This window comes from Paenibacillus sp. TAF43_2, assembly GCF_052113545.1.
Lineage (GTDB): Bacteria > Bacillota > Bacilli > Paenibacillales > Paenibacillaceae > Pristimantibacillus.
In genome coordinates this window covers 34,408-56,743 of record NZ_JBFRDK010000018.1, presented here as the reverse complement: position 1 = coordinate 56,743, position 22,336 = coordinate 34,408, and the positions used below count along the sequence as shown (strand labels likewise).

Annotated in this window: 19 protein-coding genes; 1 reads left to right on the top strand and 18 read right to left on the bottom strand. The window is 43.8% G+C overall.

All coding sequences use genetic code 11. The features are described from left to right. On the bottom strand, positions 1-508 hold a 508-nt coding region (locus AB4Z17_RS06290), incomplete at its 3' end, for a cell division ATP-binding protein FtsE (protein ID WP_441958802.1). Between the two features lie 300 nt (positions 509-808). Here AB4Z17_RS06290 and AB4Z17_RS06285 point away from each other — a divergent pair. Beyond that, positions 809-2,263, top strand: coding sequence for a VanW family protein (locus tag AB4Z17_RS06285; RefSeq protein WP_441958800.1), 1,455 nt, complete (start codon positions 809-811; stop codon positions 2,261-2,263). Positions 2,264-2,393: 130 nt separating this feature from the next. Here AB4Z17_RS06285 and argH read toward each other — a convergent pair whose 3' ends face one another. The 17 genes from argH to AB4Z17_RS06200 all read right to left on the bottom strand — a co-directional run bounded on the left by argH (position 2,394) and on the right by AB4Z17_RS06200 (position 22,286). Further along, entirely contained in the window at positions 2,394-3,809 is a 1,416-nt protein-coding gene (gene argH / locus AB4Z17_RS06280) for an argininosuccinate lyase (RefSeq protein WP_339205331.1), read from the bottom strand. A gap of 26 nt (positions 3,810-3,835) precedes the next feature. Continuing rightward, complete coding sequence (locus AB4Z17_RS06275; RefSeq protein WP_441958798.1) at positions 3,836-5,065, bottom strand: argininosuccinate synthase; 1,230 nt, start codon at positions 5,063-5,065, stop codon at positions 3,836-3,838. Positions 5,066-5,116: 51 nt separating this feature from the next. Then, positions 5,117-6,076: an ornithine carbamoyltransferase gene (gene argF / locus AB4Z17_RS06270; protein WP_339205333.1), complete on the bottom strand. Its 960-nt coding sequence runs from the start codon at positions 6,074-6,076 to the stop codon at positions 5,117-5,119. Between the two features lie 39 nt (positions 6,077-6,115). After that, complete coding sequence (locus AB4Z17_RS06265) at positions 6,116-7,324, bottom strand: acetylornithine transaminase (RefSeq protein WP_441958796.1); 1,209 nt, start codon at positions 7,322-7,324, stop codon at positions 6,116-6,118. Between the two features lie 5 nt (positions 7,325-7,329). Beyond that, positions 7,330-8,115 carry an acetylglutamate kinase gene (gene argB / locus AB4Z17_RS06260; RefSeq protein ID WP_441958804.1) on the bottom strand — a complete coding sequence of 262 codons (786 nt, stop codon included), beginning with the start codon at positions 8,113-8,115 and terminating at the stop codon, positions 7,330-7,332. A 51-nt stretch (positions 8,116-8,166) separates the two neighbouring features. Next, positions 8,167-9,405 carry a bifunctional ornithine acetyltransferase/N-acetylglutamate synthase gene (gene argJ, locus AB4Z17_RS06255; RefSeq protein ID WP_441910228.1) on the bottom strand — a complete coding sequence of 413 codons (1,239 nt, stop codon included), beginning with the start codon at positions 9,403-9,405 and terminating at the stop codon, positions 8,167-8,169. A gap of 69 nt (positions 9,406-9,474) precedes the next feature. Further along, complete coding sequence (argC, locus tag AB4Z17_RS06250) at positions 9,475-10,524, bottom strand: N-acetyl-gamma-glutamyl-phosphate reductase (RefSeq protein WP_441958794.1); 1,050 nt, start codon at positions 10,522-10,524, stop codon at positions 9,475-9,477. Between the two features lie 319 nt (positions 10,525-10,843). Continuing rightward, a complete protein-coding gene (locus AB4Z17_RS06245) occupies positions 10,844-11,728 on the bottom strand; it encodes a YitT family protein (protein ID WP_076266175.1) in 885 nt (294 codons plus the stop codon). A 105-nt stretch (positions 11,729-11,833) separates the two neighbouring features. After that, positions 11,834-12,941 (bottom strand): peptide chain release factor 2 gene (gene prfB / locus AB4Z17_RS06240; RefSeq protein WP_144376680.1). Its coding sequence is split into 2 segments (ribosomal slippage): positions 11,834-12,868 and positions 12,870-12,941, totalling 1,107 coding nucleotides; the frame shifts between segments, so codons are not numbered across the junction. A 67-nt stretch (positions 12,942-13,008) separates the two neighbouring features. Continuing rightward, positions 13,009-15,516, bottom strand: coding sequence for a preprotein translocase subunit SecA (gene secA, locus AB4Z17_RS06235; protein WP_441958792.1), 2,508 nt, complete (start codon positions 15,514-15,516; stop codon positions 13,009-13,011). 140 nt (positions 15,517-15,656) lie between these two features. Then, positions 15,657-16,202 carry a ribosome hibernation-promoting factor, HPF/YfiA family gene (gene hpf / locus AB4Z17_RS06230; protein WP_441874782.1) on the bottom strand — a complete coding sequence of 182 codons (546 nt, stop codon included), beginning with the start codon at positions 16,200-16,202 and terminating at the stop codon, positions 15,657-15,659. A 240-nt stretch (positions 16,203-16,442) separates the two neighbouring features. Further along, positions 16,443-16,640: a cold-shock protein gene (locus AB4Z17_RS06225; RefSeq protein WP_028608231.1), complete on the bottom strand. Its 198-nt coding sequence runs from the start codon at positions 16,638-16,640 to the stop codon at positions 16,443-16,445. Positions 16,641-16,880: 240 nt separating this feature from the next. After that, positions 16,881-17,306 (bottom strand): flagellar export chaperone FliS, encoded by a 426-nt coding sequence (fliS, locus tag AB4Z17_RS06220; RefSeq protein WP_430056987.1) that lies wholly within the window; start codon positions 17,304-17,306, stop codon positions 16,881-16,883. Positions 17,307-17,378: 72 nt separating this feature from the next. Continuing rightward, positions 17,379-17,753, bottom strand: a complete 375-nt coding sequence (locus AB4Z17_RS06215) for a flagellar protein FlaG (protein ID WP_441910224.1) — start codon at positions 17,751-17,753, stop codon at positions 17,379-17,381. 191 nt (positions 17,754-17,944) lie between these two features. Further along, positions 17,945-18,313, bottom strand: coding sequence for a hypothetical protein (locus tag AB4Z17_RS06210; protein WP_441958790.1), 369 nt, complete (start codon positions 18,311-18,313; stop codon positions 17,945-17,947). A gap of 63 nt (positions 18,314-18,376) precedes the next feature. Continuing rightward, positions 18,377-19,900: a flagellar filament capping protein FliD gene (gene fliD, locus AB4Z17_RS06205; RefSeq protein ID WP_441958788.1), complete on the bottom strand. Its 1,524-nt coding sequence runs from the start codon at positions 19,898-19,900 to the stop codon at positions 18,377-18,379. Between the two features lie 265 nt (positions 19,901-20,165). After that, a complete protein-coding gene (locus AB4Z17_RS06200; RefSeq protein ID WP_441958786.1) occupies positions 20,166-22,286 on the bottom strand; it encodes a glycosyltransferase family 2 protein in 2,121 nt (706 codons plus the stop codon). Positions 22,287-22,336 lie beyond the last annotated feature (50 nt).

The window sequence follows — 22,336 nt, the reverse complement described above, 5'->3', positions numbered from 1 at the left end:
GGTCCAAGTTGCCTGTGGGCTCGTCCGCTACGATAACAGATGGGTTATTTACAATCGCTCGTGCAATCGATACACGCTGCTGCTCACCGCCCGACAACTGTGCCGGCAGGCTTGCATGCTTATGCTTCAGTCCTACGAGCTCAAGCACCTCCATCGTTCGCCTCTTAATGACGCGGGTTGGGGCTTCTATAACCTCCATGGCAAATGCAACGTTTTCAAATACGGTTAACTTGGGTAATAGTCTAAAGTCCTGAAAAATAACGCCAATATTTCGTCGAACAAATGGAATTTTTCGCGGCTTCAACTTTCCTATATTAAATCCATTAACAGAAATCTGTCCTTTTGTCGGTACTTCCTCGCGATAAATCAATTTCATAAATGTTGACTTACCTGCACCTGATGGTCCTACTAGATAAACAAACTCGTTGCGATCTATACGAACAGAGACGCCTTTTAACGCATGCGTTCCGTCGGTGTACGTTTTCCATATGTCTTGCATCTCAATCACATTATCACATCCTGTTTATAGTCAGTACTACTATTTCGACAGTTTGTGCTGAATTCCTTCATAAGGAGCTCGCTTTCCTCATTTTTCACAAATCTCATAATCGAAGCAATTGTCGAATCAACCTCCTATTACGTATTAGACAAAATTGCAGAGTAAGCTGCATATACATATAAGACTGCTTTTTTAACATATAAGCATTTATAAGTTTGTTAGCTTATAAAGGGCTTATATTTCTCCGTCAAAAACCGCTTCAGCGTCCTGAGGTCGCCGAAGGCGTTTTTGCTTGACATGCAGAAAGGAGTGATTCATATCATAAAACGTATCCATATTGGCATTATCATCGCAGCATCGCTGCTTCTTATTGCAGCAGTAGGTTGGGGCTTTATTTGGAATTATGCACAGCAAAAAACAGTTCCTGATGGGGTTGATGCCGGCGGCATCGCTGTTGGCGGCATGAAAGTAACAGATGCCCTTAAGCTGCTTGAGGAATATGAGAGCTCGCTGCAGCAGCGCACCATTACCATTCATGCAGCTGCTAATGCCGGCGACAGCAAGCAGTGGACCGTAAACGAGCTTGGGTATAAAGCGGAATTCAAAACCATTCGCGAGGCATTATTGAAGCTGGACGAAGGTGAAATATGGGATCGTGCCGTTTACCGCTATCAGTTCCCCAAACAATATGAGCTCTCGCAAGCTTGGAATTCAGACGCCTTTGATGCCGCACTTCGCAAGCAGTGGAGCTGGATTGAAAAGAGTGCTACCAAAAATGCTGTCCGAAGGATCACAGATACCGACCAAGTCATCTACGAACCGCATGTCGATGCTTTTCGCTTGGATACTGGGAAGCTTGCCGATCAGGTAAATGATTGGGTTATCATAAAAAGGGAGAATRTCGGAGCACCTGTTGAGAAGGCCTTTGAAGCTGAGCTGCCAATTACCGTCATTCATCCGGAAGTGACGCTTGAGAAATTGAGGGATGAAGGCATTGAGCGAAAAATCATATCATTTTCCACTGATTTCAGGACGAGCGCAGAAGGACGCGCCCATAACGTGACTGTAACGGCAGAAACGCTCAATGATTGGGTGCTTGCGCCAGATGAAATATTTGATTATGACAAGCTCATTACGAGAGCAGAGGAATTATATGAGTATCGCGAGGCGCCCGTTATTTTGAACGGCAAGCTTGTGCCAGGTATCGGCGGCGGTATTTGCCAAGTCTCAAGCACACTTTATAACGCTATTCTTCGAGCAGGGCTAGAAATTGTTGAACGGCGCAATCACTCTTTGCCGGTTGCTTATTTGCCTATTGGCCAAGATGCTACTTATGCAGGTGGTGCGATTAACTTTCGTTTCAAAAATACAACGGGCAAATATCTCATCATTCGCACCTCAGTAGATGATCGCAAACTGACGATCAAGCTGTTCGGTACGATGAAAGAAAACGAAAAATACGATATCGAATCGGTAACGCTCAAAACGATTGCCCCAGCCATTCAGGAGAAAACAAATTCTCGCCTATCGCCAGGCCAGAAGGTTACTGTAGAATCAGGAAAACAAGGTTATGTGGTAGAAACATACCGTACATTTACGCGTGACGGCAAGGTTATCTCCCGTGACCGATTGTCGCGCGATACGTACAAGGCTCAGCCAACCATCATCGAGGTTGGTCCAATGAAAGGCGGGAAAGGGCCGTCGGCAACGCCGACTCCGCCACAGCAAACGACAGAGCCGCTGCTTGAGGACGGCGTTTTTTAGGAGAACGGTGCAAGCAAAATGCGGGCTGCTAACGAATATAGCAAAAAAAGCAGTTCAGATCGCTGCCTCCAAGGCAACGCTGAACTGCTTTTTATTTTATAAACTTTATTTCGCTAAAGAACGATATCCATTATCTGCTGCGTTCAAGATACTCGGTCACCCAAGCTGCAGTTTGCTCTAGAGCCACCTCTGCGCGACCAATCGCATCTTGCACTTGTGTTTTTGCTGTGCCGCCGTAAACGTTACGAGCATTAACAACCTGTTCTGGTTGAAGCACGGCATAAATGCGATCATCGAACAACGATGAGAACTTTTTGAACTCTTCCAGCGTCAGGTCCAGCAAGTATTTGTTTTGCTCGATGCAATACAATACCGTTTTGCCGATAACCTCATGCGCTTGGCGGAAAGGCAAGCCTTTGCCAACAAGGAAGTCCGCAATATCTGTTGCGTTCGAGAAGTCCTGATTAACGGCTTGACGCATCCGTTCCTTGTTCACCTTCATCGTTGCGATCATTGGAGCGAACAGCTGAAGCGCGCCTTGCAGCGTCTTCACCGTATCGAACATGCCTTCTTTGTCTTCCTGCATGTCTTTGTTGTAAGCAAGAGGCAGTGACTTAAGAACCGTCAACAAGCCAACAAGGTCTCCGTAAACGCGTCCCGTTTTACCGCGAACAAGCTCGGGTACGTCTGGGTTTTTCTTTTGCGGCATAATGCTGCTGCCTGTGCAGAATGCATCGTCCAGCTCAACAAAGTGGAATTCCGTGCTCGACCAAAGGATTAGCTCCTCGCTAAGGCGCGAAAGATGCATCATGATGATCGATGCGTCCGCAAGAAACTCAACAATGAAGTCACGATCGCTTACCGCATCCAAGCTGTTCTCATAAACACGGTCAAACTTAAGCTGGCTCGCCACATAATGGCGATCGATTGGGAAGGTTGTGCCTGCCAAAGCGCCTGCTCCAAGTGGAAGTACATTGATGCGCTTGTAGCTATCCTGCAAACGCTCAATATCGCGTCCAAACATCGATACGTAAGCCATCAAATGATGTGCAAACAGGATCGGCTGCGCACGCTGCAAATGCGTGTAACCAGGTACAATGGTATCAATGTTAGCTTTTGCTTGCTCGATAAGTGCAGATTGAAGCTTATAAAGCATATCTACGAACTCGACAACGCGCTTGCGAAGCCATAAATGCATATCCGTCGCCACTTGATCGTTCCGGCTGCGTCCTGTATGCAGCTTGCCGCCTACAGAACCAACATCGTCGATTAGCGTCTTTTCGATATTCATATGGATATCTTCGTCTCCGATTGAGAACTCGATATCATCACGTTTGATGCGTTGAAGGACGCGGTGCAGCCCGTCCTTAATCTTCTCAACGTCATCCAGCGGAAGAATACCTTGCTTGCCCAGCATCGTTACATGAGCCAGACTTCCTTGAATATCCTCTTCAGCGAGTTCCTTGTCGAACATGATTGATGCTGTGTATTCCTCTACCAATTGGTCCGTTTTTTTTGTAAAACGACCGCCCCATAATTTACTCACTGGTTCGTAACACTCCCTTGTAAACCTTATTTATTGCTAACTGCCGACGATACTTTTAGACGCAATGCGTTCAGACGGATGAAGCCAGTCGCATCCCCTTGATCGTATGCTTGCGTTGGATCAGCTTCCATCGTTGCAATATCAGGGTTGTACAAGCTCACTGGGCTTTGTACGCCTGCTCCGATAACATTTCCTTTATACAGCTTCAAGCGAACAACGCCGCTCACATTTTTTTGCGATTCCGTCACAAGTGCTTGCAAAGCAAGACGCTCAGGCGCGAACCAGAAGCCGTTGTATACGAGCTGGCTATATTTTGCAATCAACGAATCACGARGATGCATAACCTCGCGGTCCATTGTTAATGATTCCATTTTGCGGTGAGCTGTGAACAAAATTGTGCCGCCCGGTGTTTCGTACACGCCGCGGCTCTTCATGCCGACGAAACGGTTCTCAACCATATCAACGCGTCCGATGCCGTGCTTGCCGCCAAGCTCATTCAGCGTATCCATAACTTCTAGCGGGCTAAGCTCTTTGCCGTTAATAGCTGTGCAATTGCCCTCTGCAAAAGTAAGCTCAACATATTCTGCTTTATCCGGCGCATTCTCAGGAGATACGCTTAGCACATACATGCTTTCGTTTTCTTCAGAGCTAGGATCGAACCAAGGATCTTCCAGCATACCGCTCTCAAAGCTGATATGCAGCAGGTTGCGGTCTGTCGAATAAGGCTTCGCAGCAGACGCCGTAACTGGAATATTGTGTTTCTCTGCATAAGCGATCATTTCCGCACGACCCGGGAATTCTTCACGGAATGCTTCAAGGCGCCATGGCGCGATAACGCCGATCTCAGGAGCAAGTGCAGCAGCAGTCAGCTCAAAACGAACCTGATCGTTGCCTTTGCCTGTAGCGCCGTGTGCGATATAAGCTGCGCCTTCTGCGCGAGCAATATCAACCATACGCTTAGCGATAAGCGGACGGGCAATGGAAGTACCGAGCAAATATTGGCCTTCATAAAGCGTTCCCGCTTGGAACATCGGGTAGATGAAGTCTTTGGCAAATTCATCGCGAAGATCGTCGATGTACACTTTAGAAGCGCCCGTTGCGAGTGCTTTTGCTTCCAAGCCGTCCAGCTCATCCTTTTGACCGATATCTGCTGTAAATGCGATGATTTCTGCGTCATAAGTTTCTTTCAACCATTTGAGGATAACCGAAGTATCCAAGCCTCCGGAGTAGGCGAGTACGATTTTTTCTTTTGCCATAGTATTGTTTTACTTCCCTTCGAATAAATTMATATATTTATAGCGTTTAAGCTAGGACATAATTGCTGCCATAATCGCTTTTTGTGCATGAAGACGGTTCTCTGCCTGGTCGAAAATAATCGAACGATCGCCGTCGATTACGCCTTCGCTCACTTCTTCGCCGCGGTGTGCAGGCAAGCAGTGCATGAAGAGATAGTCCTTCTTCGCATATTTTGTAATCGCCTCATTAACCTGATAGGCCGCAAAAGCAATCTCGCGTTCCTTCTGCTCTGCTTCTTGACCCATGCTCGCCCACACATCCGTGTACACGATATCAGCGTCAGCAATAGCTTCCTTCGGATCGCGGCAAATATGAATTTGCGAGCCTGTCTCAGCAGCATGATCCTTCGTTTGCTGAATAATATCTGCATCAGGCTCGTAACCCTCAGGAGTCGCAACTGACATATGAAGGCCAAGCTTCGCAGCGCCCATCAACAGGGAATGAGTCATATTGTTGCCATCGCCGATATAGGCAATTTTCAAGCCTTCCAAACGACCCTTTTGCTCAAGAATGGTTTGGTAATCCGCAAGCGCTTGGCATGGATGTGAAAGATCCGTCAAACCGTTAATAACCGGAATCGTCGCTCCACGAGCAAGCTCAACCACTTTGCGATGCGCAAATGTACGAATCATAATACCATCTAGATAACGGGACAACGTTTGGGCTGTATCCCAGATCGTTTCGCCGCGACCGATTTGCAGGTCATTTCCACTTAGGAATAGACCTTGACCGCCAAGCTGATACATCCCAACTTCGAACGAAACGCGCGTACGTGTAGACGATTTTTCAAAGATCATGCCAAGCGTCTTGCCTTTTAAAATATGGTGAGTTTCGCCTGCTTTTTGTTTTTGCTTCAAATCAATCGCTAGGTCGATCAAATAACGAATTTCCTCCGGCTTAAAATCAACCAGCATGAGAAAGTCGCGCCCCTTCAAGCTTTGCGCCAAATCCTCGTTTACTATTCCTTGCATGGTAGAGCCCTCCTTCAGCTTAAAACAATGTTCTAGCATTTATGATTTAACGACTGGTCGCTTCGCTTCCAATAGTTCGACTAATAACGCAACAGCAATATCTATTTCTTCATCCGTAACGAGTAAATTAGGCAATAGGCGGATGACATTTGGTCCTGCCGAAATGGCGATTAGACCACGTGTCTGAGCCTCGTTCAAAATATCGGCAATCGGCTCTGCGCATGCAATGCCTACTAGCAGGCCAAGCCCGCGAACCTCATGAACAAATTCATTTCCTGCAAGCTTCTCGCGAAGCTGCGAAATGAGATATTCGCCTTTTTGCGCTGCGCGCTCCGATAAATTGTCACCAACAATTGTCTCTAGAGTTGCCTTTACAACTGCTGTTGCAATCGGCGTCCCGCCGAAAGTTGAGCCATGGCTGCCTGCGGTAAAGCCTTCACGAAGCTTTTCCTTTGCTGCCATCGCGCCAACAGGAAAGCCGCTTCCAAGACCTTTCGCCATCGTGAAAATATCAGGCTCAATGCCGTAGTGCTCATATGCGAACAGCTTGCCTGTACGCCCCATTCCTGTTTGAATCTCATCCACAATAAGAAGGATGCCTTGCTTCTCGCATAACGCAACAAGCGCCTTCATATAACCTGGATCAACCGGATAAATACCGCCCTCCGCTTGCACCATTTCCAGCATGACTGCTGCAGTCTGATCAGATACAGCCGCTTCAAGCGCAGCGAAATCGTTCAGCGGGATGGTTTTGAAGCCAGCCGGCAGCGGCGCAAAACCTTCCTTCACCTTATCCTGGCCAGTTGCCGTAAGCGTAGCTAGCGTACGGCCATGAAACGATTGCTCAAAAGTAATAATTTCGAACCGACCATTGTTCAGTACCATCTGATTGTAACGGCGTGCAAGCTTGATAGCCGCTTCATTCGCTTCAGCGCCCGAGTTGCAGAAAAATACAGCATCCGCGCAGCTATTGTCGGTAATGAGCTTGCCTGCATCCGCTTGGTTCGGAATATGGAACAGATTTGATACATGCCACAATTCATCGAGCTGCTTAACAAGCGCCGCTTTGATTTGTTTAGGAGCATGACCTAGATTTGTAACAGCAATACCGCTCATAAAATCAAGATATTTATTTCCTTTATCATCCCATAACCAGCTGCCTTCACCTTTTACCAATGCCATTGGATATCTTGCATAGGTTGGAAAAAGAGATTGGTCAGCTGCAGCTGTTGCATTCGTTTCACTCATCGACCTTACACCCGCCCTTCATAGATTTGAACAATTCGTGTACCGACGCCGCCTTCGCGTACCGCTCTCGTCAGCACACCCGGCTCCTCGCCGCTTACGATCACAACTTCACGCACACGTCCTTGGATGCACTGAATGGCTGCGCGAACTTTTGGAATCATGCCGCCGTAAATCTCACCGCTCGTTATCATCTCTTCGATCTCAGCAACGGAGACAACGGGAAGCACCTGCTTCTGTCCATCTATTGTTTTGAGAATGCCGGGCACATCCGTTACAACGATCATTCGCTCTACTCCGAGATGGGACGCAACAGCGCCTGCAGCCGTATCCGCATTAATGTTGTAGCGCTGCCCTTGATCATCAATACCAATTGGTGCAATAACCGGAATGTAACCCATGCCCATGACACCTTCAATAATCTCAGCATTTACATCGGTTACGTCGCCAACAAAACCAATCTCGGCAGCATTCGCAACTGGCTGCGCTTGAATGAGCTTGCCGTCCACCCCGGATAGTCCGAGTGCCTTCGCACCGTTGATTTGAATTTTACGCACAATTTCTTTATTGATACGTCCTGCTAGCACCATCTCAACGATGTCAAGCACAGCATCGTTTGTTACACGCAGACCGTTAACAAATCCCGTCTCGATCCCCAGCTTGCCAAGCGTTTCCGATATTGCTGGGCCACCGCCGTGTACGATGACCGGAAGAACGCCAGAGAGCTGAAGCTCCCGCAACTCGTCAAAAAAGCTGTTAGGAAGCGCCGCTAGCGTACTGCCTCCGCATTTCATTACAAATCGTTGCTCCGTCACTGTTCCATACCCTCCAAGCATCTACTTTGCTTATGTCCGATATGCCGCATTAATGCGAACATAGTCATAGGTCAAATCGCAGCCCCATGCTGTTGCCGTTCCTTCGCCATTATGTAAGTCAACGCGAATAACAACGGTATCGCCTTTCAAATATTCCAAGGCAACCTCTTCATCAAATACAACAGGACGGGATTGCTCAAGCGTCAAAATATCGCCAAGACGAATGTCCACTGTCTCCGGATTAACCGGCTGGCCTGCACGGCCTACTGCCGCAATAATACGTCCCCAGTTCGCGTCCGCTCCAAACACGGCCGACTTCACAAGTGACGATCCAATAACCGTCTTTGCAATCGCTTGTGCTGAATCGTCACTTACTGCACCGTTCACTTGCACCTCAACGAGCTTAGTTGCGCCTTCGCCATCACGGGCGATCGCTTTGGCAAGCACCTCGCATACATGACGGATAGCCGCTACAAAAGCTGCCCAGCCTTCGTGGGCTTCTGTCAGCTCCGAGTTGCCAGCAAGTCCACTCGCCATAGCCACCAGCATATCGTTCGTGCTTGTATCTCCATCAACGGTAATCATATTGAAAGTCAGATCCGTCGCAAGGCGCAGCACCTTCTGAAGCGCTTCGCTTCCAATGGCTGCATCTGTCGTTACAAATCCAAGCATCGTCGCCATATTCGGATGAATCATACCGGATCCTTTGGCTGCACCTGAGACATATACACGTTTGCCGTCTAGTTCAAGCTCGACGCATACCATCTTTTGAACCAAATCTGTCGTTAAAATCGCTTGGCAAAAATCATCCGCGCCTGCGCGATCTCCGCCCAGCTTAGCAGGCAGGCCATCGATGCCTGCGCGTACTTTGTCCATTTTCAAAAGCTCGCCAATAACGCCTGTAGATGCTACGGCTACCTGTTCAGAAGATACGCCGATTGATTCCGCAAATCTAGAGCGCATTTCGTATGCGTCCGCTTCGCCTTGCTTGCCTGTGCACGCATTCGCATTGCCGCTATTTACAAGCACAGCACGCAGGACGCCGCCAGCACCGATACTCTCACGAGTTACTTGAAGCGGAGCAGCTTGAAATACATTCGTTGTATATACGCCCGCTGCTGCTGCTGGAACCTCGCATACGATTGCGCCAAGATCGTGACGCGTCGTTTTTTTGAGACCACAGTGCAATCCACCTGCTTTGAAGCCTTGAGGCGTTGTTATCGAGCCGTCAGCGACGACCGAGAACAAGGCTGTTTTATCCTGTCCCATCGTAAAATCGTATCTCCTTCACCTGTATGAGTATGGTTATAAGATCAGTAGGAATGTTTTCGTTATTAATTAAGGATAAACGGGAACGAATTGCAAACCGAGCGTCTCGTCCCAGCCCATCATCAGGTTCAAGTTTTGAATCGCTTGACCCGCAGCGCCTTTAACCAGGTTGTCGATAACAGAAACGATAGTTACACGATTCGTACGCTCATCGACGGCAAAGCCGATATCGCAATAGTTGGAGCCCCAAACTTCTTTAGTAGAAGGCCATTGTCCCTCTGGACGAATACGTACAAACTTGCGTCCTTCATAGTAGGAACGGTAGAGATCAATAAAGTCGCTAGTGCTCCGCTCGCCTTGTACGACAGCATACATCGTAGACATAATGCCGCGCGTCATTGGCACGAGATGAGTTGTAAAAGTAGTCACGACTGGCTTATTAGCCGTATGAGATAAAACCATTTCAATTTCTGGAATATGTTGATGCTGATTTAGCTTATATGCTCTTAAATTTTCATTAAGTTCTGAATAATGAGTGCCTAGCGACGCACCGCGGCCAGCACCGGAAACGCCTGACTTGGCGTCAATGATAATAGTAGCTGGGTCAATCCAGCCTTCTTTGACAGCTGGGAGAAGCCCTAACAGCGTCGCAGTTGGGTAACAACCTGGATTAGAAATAAATGGAGCATCCTTCACTTGGTCGCCGTATATTTCAGCAAGGCCAAACACGGCTTGCTTCAAGTAAGCCTCATCCGCTGCAGGCTTCTTATACCACTGCTCATATAATGCTGGCGATTTCAAGCGGAAATCTCCTGATAGATCAATAATTTTCAAACCAACTTCAAGCAAAGCTGGTACCAGCTTAGCTGCCACGCCAGCAGGTGTAGCTAGAAATACAACATCTGCCTTTGCTTTAATCGCAGCAGGATTGACATCATCAAGAAGCTCTTCGCTAATGCCGATGAGGTGTGGATATCCTTCTGTTATTGACGTACCTGCGCTGGATGACGAAATGACCGATGCCACCTCTGCCAGCGGATGGGATGCGAGCAATCGAATGAGTTCTACACCGCCATAGCCAGTTGAGCCGATAATCGCTATTTTCACCTTTATGCTCATGTTAATCTCTCCCCGAAACTAGATGCTGCAAGCTATCTTTTCCCCTGCTATGCAGCTTCATCTATTGCTCTTTCCGCACGCGGAAAGGATGTTTTCTTCCACAACTTATAATTGTACAACATTCGGAAGTTGATGGAAATACGCACATTGTTTCGTATTATTATACATTCGAATTCATATTAATACAACGAACAAATGATGATAATTTTGCTCAATTTATGAATTGTTTGAGAGATGGATTTATTAAAACAAGAACAAATGTTCTCTTTTCATTTTAGCACAAAAAACTCGTTAATGGTATCGTTTGGATATTATTTTGTTAGCTGTCCAGCTTAAAGCCCTGACCAATTACCTCTGCTGTATTGCTAATTATTACAAAGCTGCCAGGATCAATAGACTTCACAATTTGCTTTAGCTTCGGCACCTCATTCTGGCCGACTACTACCATCAATACCGTTCGCCCTACGCCAGTATATCCGCCATGACCATCAAGCCGCGTCAAACCACGATCCAAATCATTAAGAATCGCTTCGGCAACATCATCCGAATGGTCGCTGATTATAAAAGCTACCTTAGATAGCTGCAATCCGCTTTGTACAAAATCAATCGTCTTGCTTGTCACGAATAAACCAATCAAAGCGTATAGCGCAACCTCAGGAGAAATGATTATTCCAGCCGCAATAATGACGCAGCCGTCGAAACAAACGATCGCCAAGCTAAGCGGAAGGCCTGTGTAGCGATGTAAAATTTGCGCAGCTAAATCCAAGCCGCCTGTTGAAGCCCCTCCTCGAAAAACAAGTCCGAGCCCTAGACCAACCCCGATACCGCCATAAATAGCCGCAAGCAGCGGATTGTCCGTAGGTGATGGCCAACCATTTGACAGCAGCACAAATAGCGGCAAAATAATCGATCCTAGCGCTGTTTTTGCGCCAAATCGTTTGCCAAGCAGCCACAAACCCGCGATAAACAGCGGTATATTAATCGCCCATTGCGTGACAGCAGGAGTAATGCCTGCTGCTCTTTGGACGAGAATAGATATACCCGATACGCCCCCAGAAGCGATTCCATTGGGTACCATGAACATATTGAAGCTAATCGCTACGATAGCTGAACCAATCAGAAGCTGAACTATATTCCATACGGATTGGGTTCGCGGACTATAACTGCGTCCACCTTTTCTCCGCTTCGCCGTGCTTTCTTTCATCCCTTTTTATCTCCTCGCAAGCCGATTATCGCAAAAAGAAGAGTTCCACACGTTTACCGTGTTGGAACTCTTCACTGAAGCTATCCATTTGTATATGGTCGAAAATTAATCGTGACGAATCTGATGACGCAAATATCCATCGATAAAAGGGTCGATGTCTCCATCCATAACCGCGCCGACATTACCTGTCTCTACAGAAGTGCGGTGATCCTTCACCATGCTATAGGGATGGAAAACATAAGAACGGATTTGGCTTCCCCACGCGATTTCCGATTGATCGCCGCGTATTTCCGCCAAATGCTTCATCTGCTCCTCGATCTTCCGATCATACAGCTTAGAACGAAGCATCTTCATCGCACGTTCCCGGTTCTGAATTTGTGAACGCTCCTGCTGGCAAGCAACCACAATGCCTGAAGGGATGTGGGTAATACGTATAGCCGACTCCGTCTTATTGACGTGCTGTCCGCCTGCTCCACTCGCGCGGTACGTATCTACCTTCAGATCTTCAGTTCGGATTTCGATCTCAATGCTGTCATCGATTTCTGGGACTACATCACAGGAAGCAAACGACGTGTGACGACGACCCGCAGAATCAAACGGAGAAATGCGAACCAAACGGTGTACGCCTTTCTCTGCCTTCAAATACCCGTAAGCATTAAAGCCCTTCACCAAAATGGTGACACTTTTAATACCGGCCTCATCACCGGGCAAGTAATCAAGAAGCTCAACCTTGAAGCCGCTCTTCTCCGCCCAGCGCGTGTACATCCTGTAAAGCATTAAACCCCAGTCCTGAGACTCCGTACCGCCAGCGCCAGGATGAAGCTCAAGAATCGCATTAAGCTTATCGTAAGGCTGATTAAGCAGCAGTTGAAGCTCGAACTCGCTAATCTTGCGCATGAGCTTCTCCACGCCGCTCACGACGTCTGATGCAAGCGACTCATCGCCTTCATCTTCCGCCAGCTCCAGCATCATCTGAAGATCTTCCTGCTCGCTGTTCAACCCGTCGTAATGATCCACAACTGACTTCACCGCATTAAGCTCAGAAATAACGCTTTGCGCTTTGTCATTATCATCCCAAAAATCAGGGAAAGTCATCTTCTCCTCGAAATTAGCAATCATTTCTTGCTTAAGATCTAAGTCAAAGGGACCCCCTAAGCTCTTGGAGCCGCTTAGCCATTTCACGCAGGTCTTGTTTAACCGTTATGTCTATCATAGCTTCCGCTTCACCTCAAAATAATGGTTCATTCTTTATTTTATGCCATGCTGTTTGATGCCGTTCCTTACTTGCCGTGGCACTGCTTGTATTTCTTGCCGCTGCCGCAAGGACATGCATCATTACGACCTACACGGTCCTCACGCTTAGCAGGGCGTTTCTCCATAGCTTCTCCGCCGCCGCTTGTTGTAGTCGTTTGGCCTTGAGCTACTTCTTGACGCTCCAGGTTGCTCTCTACGCGTGCCTTCATAATGTATCTTGCAACTTCCTCGTGGATGCTCTCGATCATTTCCTTGAACATCTCGAAGCCTTCAAATTGATATTCACGAAGCGGATCCGTACCGCCGTATGCACGCAGGTGGATACCTTGACGGAGCTGATCCATCGCATCAATGTGATCCATCCATTTGCTATCTACCGCACGAAGCACAACCACCTTCTCGAATTCGCGCATCGTTTCTTCCCCAAGCTCTGCTTCACGCTCATCATAGGAAGCAACGACTTCAGCATAAATGTAATCGATGATTTCTTCCTTCTCTTTGCCCCAAATCTCTTCCTTGGTCAAAGATCCTTCTTGCAGGAAGTTCGCTTGCGCATAATCAACGATGGCTTGAAGATCCCACTCCTCCGGAATATCCTCCGAACAGTGAGCTTCAACTATACGTTCGATGACAGGCTTAAGCATTTCCATAACTTCTTGGCGAATGTTCTCCGAACCAAGAATATCACGGCGCTGCTTATAGATAACCTCACGCTGTTGGTTCATAACATCATCATATTGTAGGACAACTTTCCGAATGTCAAAGTTATTGCCCTCAACGCGTTTCTGCGCGGATTCAATCGCTCTAGAAATCATCCGGCTCTCAATCGGTTGATCCTCATCCAGTCCTAGCTTATCCATCATGCCCATAATATTCTCAGAACCGAAGCGGCGCATCAGCTCATCCTCAAGCGATAGATAAAACTGTGATGAACCTGGATCGCCTTGACGTCCAGCACGACCACGCAGCTGGTTATCGATCCGACGGCTTTCATGGCGCTCTGTACCAATGATGTGCAAACCGCCTAGTTCAGCAACCTCATCACCTAGCAAAATATCGGTACCACGACCAGCCATGTTCGTTGCGATCGTTACGGAGCCTGCTTGACCAGCTCTCGAAATAATTTCTGCCTCTTCCGCATGGAACTTCGCGTTGAGCACTTTGTGCGTAACGCCTCTGCGCTTCAGCATATCTGATAATTTCTCCGAGTTCTCGATAGAAATTGTACCTACGAGCACTGGTTGATTTTTACTGTGGCGTTCTACGATTTCTTCCACGACCGCTTTGAATTTACCGAGTTCGGATTTGTAGACAACATCGGCAATATCCTTACGGATCATCGAACGGTTAGTAGGCACTTGAATAACGTCGAGTCCATAAATACGCTTGAACTCTTCTTCCTCTGTCTTTGCAGTACCCGTCATACCAGCAAGCTTGCGATACATACGGAAGTAGTTTTGGAATGTAATTGTCGCAAGGGTCATGCTCTCGTTCTGAACCTTCAGATCTTCCTTCGCTTCAATCGCTTGGTGAAGACCATCGCTATAACGACGTCCAGACATTAGACGACCAGTAAATTCATCAACGATGACAACTTCTTCTTCTTCCACAACATAATCCACATCGCGCTTCATAATGAAGTTTGCTTTCAGCGCTTGCTGTATGTGGTGGTTGAGCGTTACATTCGCATGATCGAATAGGTTCTCGATTTGGAATGCCTTCTCCGTCTTCTCAACGCCTGCCTCAGTCAGCATAACGCTGCGAAGCTTAATATCGATCGTGAAATCCTCTTCAGGCTTCAAACGGCCAATAAAGCGGTCTGCGGCGAAGTAGAGCTCTGTTGATTTAGCAGCCTGTCCAGAAATAATAAGCGGAGTCCGCGCTTCATCGACAAGAATGGAATCCACTTCATCGATAATGGCGAAATAAAGAGGACGCTGAACCATTTGTTCTTTGTATAGCACCATGTTGTCACGCAGATAATCAAAACCAAATTCATTATTTGTACCATACGTAATATCGCATGCATATGCTTCTTGCTTCTCGTCATGCGACAAGCCGTGAAGGTTACATCCGACAGTCATGCCTAGGAAGCCATACAGCTGTCCCATAAGCTCGCTATCACGTTGCGCTAGATAATTATTGACCGTGATAACATGTACGCCTTTGCCAAGCAATGCGTTCAAATAAACCGGAAGCGTCGCAACGAGCGTTTTACCTTCACCCGTTCTCATCTCCGCAATTTTACCTTCATGAAGAACGATACCGCCGAGCAGCTGCACATCAAAGTGACGCATGCCAAGCGTACGCTTGGATGCTTCTCTAACTGTTGCAAAAGCTTCAGGCAATATTTTATCTAATGTCTCGCCTTTTTCAATTCTTGCTTTGAATTCCTCAGTTTTCGCGCGAAGCGCATCGTCAGATAAAGCAGTGAATTTTGACTCAATCGCATTTATTTCATCTACCGTCCGTTGGATCCGCTTTACCTCGCGCTCGTTATGGTCACCAAATATCTTTTTCACTAATCCGAGCATGGAATTCCCCTTTCGTAGTAACGCCTCTTTGCATTAAATTGTATCAGTTTGTCGACACCGCCGCAACGAGGATGATTGTAAAAGAAAAAGCCTCTCTCCATAAAGGAGAAAAGGCTCTTCAATGTTGTGTATAATGATTGCTAGCCTTGCTCAATTAAACCATATTTCCCGTCACTTCGTTTGTACACAACACTGACCTCTTTGTTGTCCACATTCGAGAAGACGAAGAAATTATGTCCGACCATATTCATTTGCAAAATCGCTTCTTCCACATCCATAGGCTTGAGTGCAAAACGCTTAGTACGAACGAGCTCTAGATCATCCTCTTCTTCCAGAACGCCCACCGCGGAGCCTTCTTCTTTAAATAGAGCGCGTACACCGCTGCTTTGACGGAACTTACGATTTACTTTAGTTTTATGTTTACGTATTTGTCGTTCGAGTTTGTCCGCAACCAGATCAATCGATGCGTACATATCCTCGCTTTTCTCCTCGGCTCTTAGCATGACACCGGTGAGCGGTATGGTCACCTCAACTGCATGTTTCCCTTTGGTGACGGATAGTGTTACGTTAATTTCGGAGGTGATTGGTGCTTCAAAATATTTATCCAATCGGCTGAGTTTCTTTTCGACGTAGTCTCTCAATGCGTCTGTCACTTGAAAGTGTTGACCTCGAATGTTGTAGTTCATGGGGAACTCCTCCTTTACATAGTCTTATTATAGCATATGTAGGCGTTCAAATCAAAATAGTTTTTTATCAATTTAGAATATTCAGATAAATAAAACTATAGAACTACTAGACTTGTCACAACTTAGTCACGGACACCTATTTCACTTCAGACAACAAAAAAAAGCCCCGGTTTCCCGGAGCTTGGTGTAAGTTACTTGTTTAATGATCCAAATTATAGGTTGGCTGGATCAGCCGGATAATTACAGTTTAACTACGTTAGCTGCTTGTGGACCACGAGCGCCTTCAACAATATCGAATTCGACGGATTGGCCTTCTTCAAGAGTTTTGAAACCTTCAGTTTGGATAGCGGAGAAATGAACAAATACGTCGCCGCCTTGCTCAGTCTCGATAAATCCATAACCTTTTTCTGCGTTAAACCATTTAACTTTACCTTGCATGTGCAAACATTCCCTTCATCTTCAAATACTGTGAGGCATCGCTTTGTATAACCCACAATTTGACTATAACACCCACTTTATTGAATTGTCAAACAATTTATTGTAAGCGAATACATTTTGGTTTTGAGCTGTTTATGCCGTTTATCGGATCGTGTCGAAAGCTGGATTATACTACCTGGGCATGGGAAATGCAGAAAAAAATAAAGCCACCCATTGGGCGGCTCTCAAGCGTTATTTTAATTAAACAACTGTTGATTGTGTTTGTTTGAATGTATTGCCATTCGCTTGAGCAGCTAATTGATTGTATTGTTTAGCAGCCTGCATCCAAGTTTCTTTTAAATCAATCAGATGAGCAAGCACTTCTTCTGCCGGCTCTATATCTTTCTTCATATTCGCTTCAATTAGGCGAGTGTTAAAATATTCGTATAATTTAAGCAAGTTTTCTGAAATAGGGTTAGAGCGATCAATCGTAATGATGAACTCACTTATAATGTCCTGTACTTTTAAAAGGCTTATATTTGCGTCTTCATAGCGTTGTTCCTTGATCGCTTCAATTCCTTGACGGCAAAAACGGATAGCGCCATCGTAGAGCATAATAAGTAGTTGTCCTGGGGTAGCTGTTTGAATCGTACTTTGAAGATACTTATTACGTTGTTGAAGTTGCATTGTTTATCCTCCTAGAACTAAATTAAAATGTCATTTATGTGCTGTGTGAGTTCATCATCTTACAATAATGAATTAGCCTTTCTTATCGATAAGTATACCAGCCATTTCCCACATTTTAGCGACAAAATCCAACGTTTTCTCTGGAGGAATTTCACGAATGACTTCACCCGATGTACTGTCTAATACTTTCACTGAAATGATATTCGTTTGTTTATGCACAGAAAACTCTAGGTTTGTGCTTTTCCCTTCGATGGCCTTAATTGCTCTATCAATGGCCTTAACCAGCTGTTCTTCGCTAATGGCGACATGCTCACCGCGGGCCTCTGCTTTTTTCAATTCTGCTGAGCTAGTAAATTTAGATAGATTTTGCGAGTCGCTTGCCCCGTTAACACTTACTTTTTCTACTACAGAATTACTACTTTCAATACTAGCAGTACTTCGACTCAACGAGTTAATTGCCCCTGTTGACGGTATATTAGTGTTCATTACCTATCATTCCTTCCGCATCAATAGTCCTAATTTATATATCGGCAACTATTCACTTTTGTGTTAGAAGAAAACTTGTGATTTGATAGTGTCATTTTTTCTAAATATATGAAATAAAAACAGGCTTCTCCTAGGAGAAGCCCATTATTGCTTTATTTCTTTTTATCAAAAAACGCACCGTATGCCGAATAGGAGCTGCCGTATTCGCCATACTGCTGATTTACTGCTTGTGTTTTCTTCATATTGACCATGTCTGATTCAAGGTCTCGTTTCCTCACATCCATGAGCGGAGCAATTTTCTTATCCGCTTCATAAGCTGGCTGAAGATACACCTTTTTTTGCGTATCTGTGAAAGAAACACCTTGCTCTAACAATTCTGAAATATGATCTATAAGCTCTTGTCTCTTACTAAGAAGCTCAAGCCACTCTTCGGGTTCACTATATTCGTCTAATACTCTCTTCTCTAACGAAAGCGTGTATATTAAAAAATCGTTGAGCAGAGAATCTAGAGGGGCATTCATAAGCACTAACCCTCTCTTTCTGAAGCTTCGATAAACTGAATATTTCGTTATTACTTAGTTAACTCAACCTTGTTGTTGTGATAACCAGTTTCCTTGAGCATTTGCTTTATTCATTGCAGTCTCCATCGCAGTGAACTTCTTCCAATATCTACTTTCTTTATCCTGCAATCGACTTTCCCATCTGCTTATATCCGAATTAATTCTTTTCAAGCCCTCACCAAGGATACTCTTATCTACAAGCGAAGCATTACTGCCCGCCTTTTCAGTAAGCTTGGTCATCGTACTATTAAGTTGATTATATAAGCGCTCCGCTAGCCCGCTCTCATTAAACTTTGTAGCAGGATCTGTGGAGCTGCTCGTCTTCGTAAACAGGTCCATTACAGCATTTCCATTTTTCGAAATAGCTTCACGTAACTTCGTTTCACTAATATATAGTTTACCATTCTCGTTATACGCTCCGGTAGTAATTCCAATTTCAGTGAGACTATCAAGCTTCGTATCCATACCGCTGCCTTTTACATTAGACATCAAAGCCTGACGCATTTGAGATAGTCCAGTTGAGAGCAGTGTGTCTTGACGTAATAAACCACTCTTAGCCTTCTCTTCCCATTGCTCAACTTGCTTGTCAGATAAGGATTGCTTCTCTTCTGCTAATAAAGGTTTAAAATCTTTGTAGGTACGTTCATCGACCTTTTTGTTTATTTTCTCAATTATTTCATTATACTTATCTACATAATCCTTAATTGATTTGAACATAGCATCTTCATCAGGTTTCAAATCGACCTTAGTAGTTCCTTTGCTTTTGATATTAAATTCCACACCATCAAATGTGAAGGTTGTACTATTAACAGAATAAGGAATACCGTTAATCTTCACGGTTTGTGCTTTAGCATCTGCTGATGACTGGAAACCTTGATTTGTAGAAAATCCTGTTATTGCAGCATTACTATTTACCGTTCCTGTTGATAAACCGAGTTTGTTATCCGCTGGCAAATCAGTACTGTTAATCGTGATAGCCGCAGTTGCCCCAGTTGCCTTTGTTGTAAATGTAATGGATTTATCATCCTGCAAATAACTTGCAGTCACACCTGTTTTCGAAGAAAGAGCATTAACTTTTGCCAATATACTGTTAATGGAATCCCCTTTTTCCACTTTAATAATATCATTAGGATCTGAACCAATAGAAAAGGAATACTCTTCATTAAGTGCAATAGTTCCATCTTTCAAGTTTTTATCTGCAGAAAATTTCACAGTCGCAGCCTTAGCTGCTGTTGGAAGCACATCTACTTCAACATTATATACAGAAGCGGTTGGGTTACCTTTTTGTTTTGCTGATACGATCGTATCATTGTCAGATGCCAGAACCTTTTTTTGATAGGTTCCTTGTAGTTTCATATCAAATGTTTTGTTCTTTAGGTCTGATAAGAGAGCGTTCATCTCTCTATATTGGTCTCGTCTCCATTCCTCAGTTTGCTTCTTCTGAAGAAGTTTATTTAACGGAGCGCTCTCTGCCTTCATTAGATCTTTAACTATAGATTCTGTATTTAAACCTGAGACTAAGCCGCCCATACGAATTGAGCTTACCATGATAATCCTCCTTTTTCTTTGCATCTAAGATAATTTATTTATATGATGTTCTTCACTTCATCCACTGCTACTACACCATTTTAATCTGCTACTAGTAGTATCGGATTGAAATAGCATATAGTTTAGGGTTAATTCTGTGATAATGAGTTCCATTAGCTAATTAAATTAATAAATACTATTTCAAGATTATTGAAATAAAAGAGGGTTTCTCTATAGAGAAATCCCCAATGTCGGTAAACATCATATCTTAAATGTGACTCCTGTTTTATTTAACGATAGTTCCCATTTCAGATAGAAATCTAATAATCGGTATAGCTTCGTGGTCTTTTCCTACTTTTATTAAATCAGCTGCTAAATCATCAAGTCTTTGTAGGTAGCTTTCAGAATAGAGAATACTCCTTAAAGTATCTTCTTCCTCTTCTTTAACCTGAGTGGTTATACCCAGAGATTCCAATATAGTAATAAAATAATTAGAATCAGGAAACGTATCAACTGCTCTCTGCGCAACTTCTATTATTCGTTCATTAGCCTTTAAACCCATTATAATTTTTAACCAAAGTGAATAAATAAAATAATCGTTTTGGCTAATATAATATGCATTTTCTATATATTTCTCTGCAATTTCCAATTCACCAATTTGATATAAACTATCACTTGATTTACACAAAATATTTAAATATAGTTCATCTTCCACTTCAGTCTTATTGTGCAAATATTCATCGAAGAAATGAAGAGCTAAACCAAAGTTTTTATTTTGATAAAACAATTCTGCTGTTGCTAGTAATATTTCATCATTCTTAATTTTTTTCAGTACGTTGTCTATCTCCTCGTATTTAGATAAACGATAAAATTCCTTGATTATATCTAATACTAATTCTAACTCTTCTTGACTGTACTGGTTATTTTTCGGTTCATCAAGGAGTTCTTTAAGATCTATGCCAGTATTCTTATAGGCCGTTTGGAATACCTTATTCCTCGTAGTTTCATCTTTAGAAAGAAGAGAAGATATAATTGCCTTTTTCAAATATTGGAGTTCACTCTCCTTCATATGAAATAGACTTAAAAATTGCTGAGAGGCTATAACATAATCTTCATTTAATATTGCGAGCTCTAATTCTTCCTCCTGTAATTCACTTGAAAAAGAGCGCAGCAAAGACATAAAGTAGTTTGCTAATATATAAGAACCATTATTAATGGCAGATTTCGATAAGTATATCAGGTCTTTTGGTACATCCACCCTATAGATTTTCTCCAGAAAATTTATTATGTTCATTTCGTCTTCTCGATTAATTAATAGTATTTTTATTAAATAATTTAATAGAGAAAAATCATAACGATCCGTATTTAAAATCGAGGTAATAACATGAACAGTCTTTGAATAGTCGTTGGTATGATAATACAAATTAGATAACTGTTGATAAATAGGAATTAATAATCCCGTTGTCTGGGTTTCAACCTGAGAAATATCATTTATTAAAAATAATGCTTTCTCATACATAAATATTGCATCATAGAATTGTTGATAAAATCTATTAAAATCACCTATATATACAAAAAAGTCTGGATATGATGGGTATTTACAACTTGCCTCTTTGATAATTCTTATCACTTGTTCACTAGGATATTCTAATTTCCTTAGATACCTTATGATATTTAAGTAATTTTTTTCTTTAGTCCCTAATAACTCTGTTTCCTTCTCAACATGGGCTTTTAAAGCATAAAACAGGGCTAGTTCGTATTCCTTAATAAGATTGTATGTCTCAGAAAGATAAAAATTTATATCATGATTATTCGTGTTCTTCTTTTCATCTGATAACAATAATAATAAATTCCTCTGCCCTTTTTGTTTCCTTTCAATTTCATTATTTGAGTACCCTGTGTGAATTATTGAAATTTCCTTACTGAAATCAAGTAATTTAAGTTGTTTAGTGACATGCTTAATGGTTTCATGAATAGCTCCGAAATATTTTAAATTAGAATCTCTTCTAAATATCCTTAAAGTTTGAACTGTACTTTGAATTTCAGTTGTTTCTGTATTGTAATTAATTAGAGTTGATAAGATTCCATCATATCCATTAGTTTTGGCAATCCTTACACAATTCATTATTTCTTTTAAACTATGTTGTTCAATATACTCGTCTGCATCGAGAAAAATAATCCAATCTCCTGTTGCCTTTGATAAGGCGTAGTTTTTAGCTTTAGAGAAATCATTTTCCCACTTAAAATGATAAATCGAGGCGCCTAAATCCCTTGCTATTTGAACTGTATTATCAGTCGACCCCGTATCAACTACAATGATTTCTGAAGTGGTTTCCTTTAAACTATTTAAACACTTTTCAATGTTTGTTTCCTCGTCCTTTGTTATAACGCATCCTGTTATATTCATATTCTGTCATTCCTTTTCGAAAATACCTCGCTATTATTAGATATATAAAT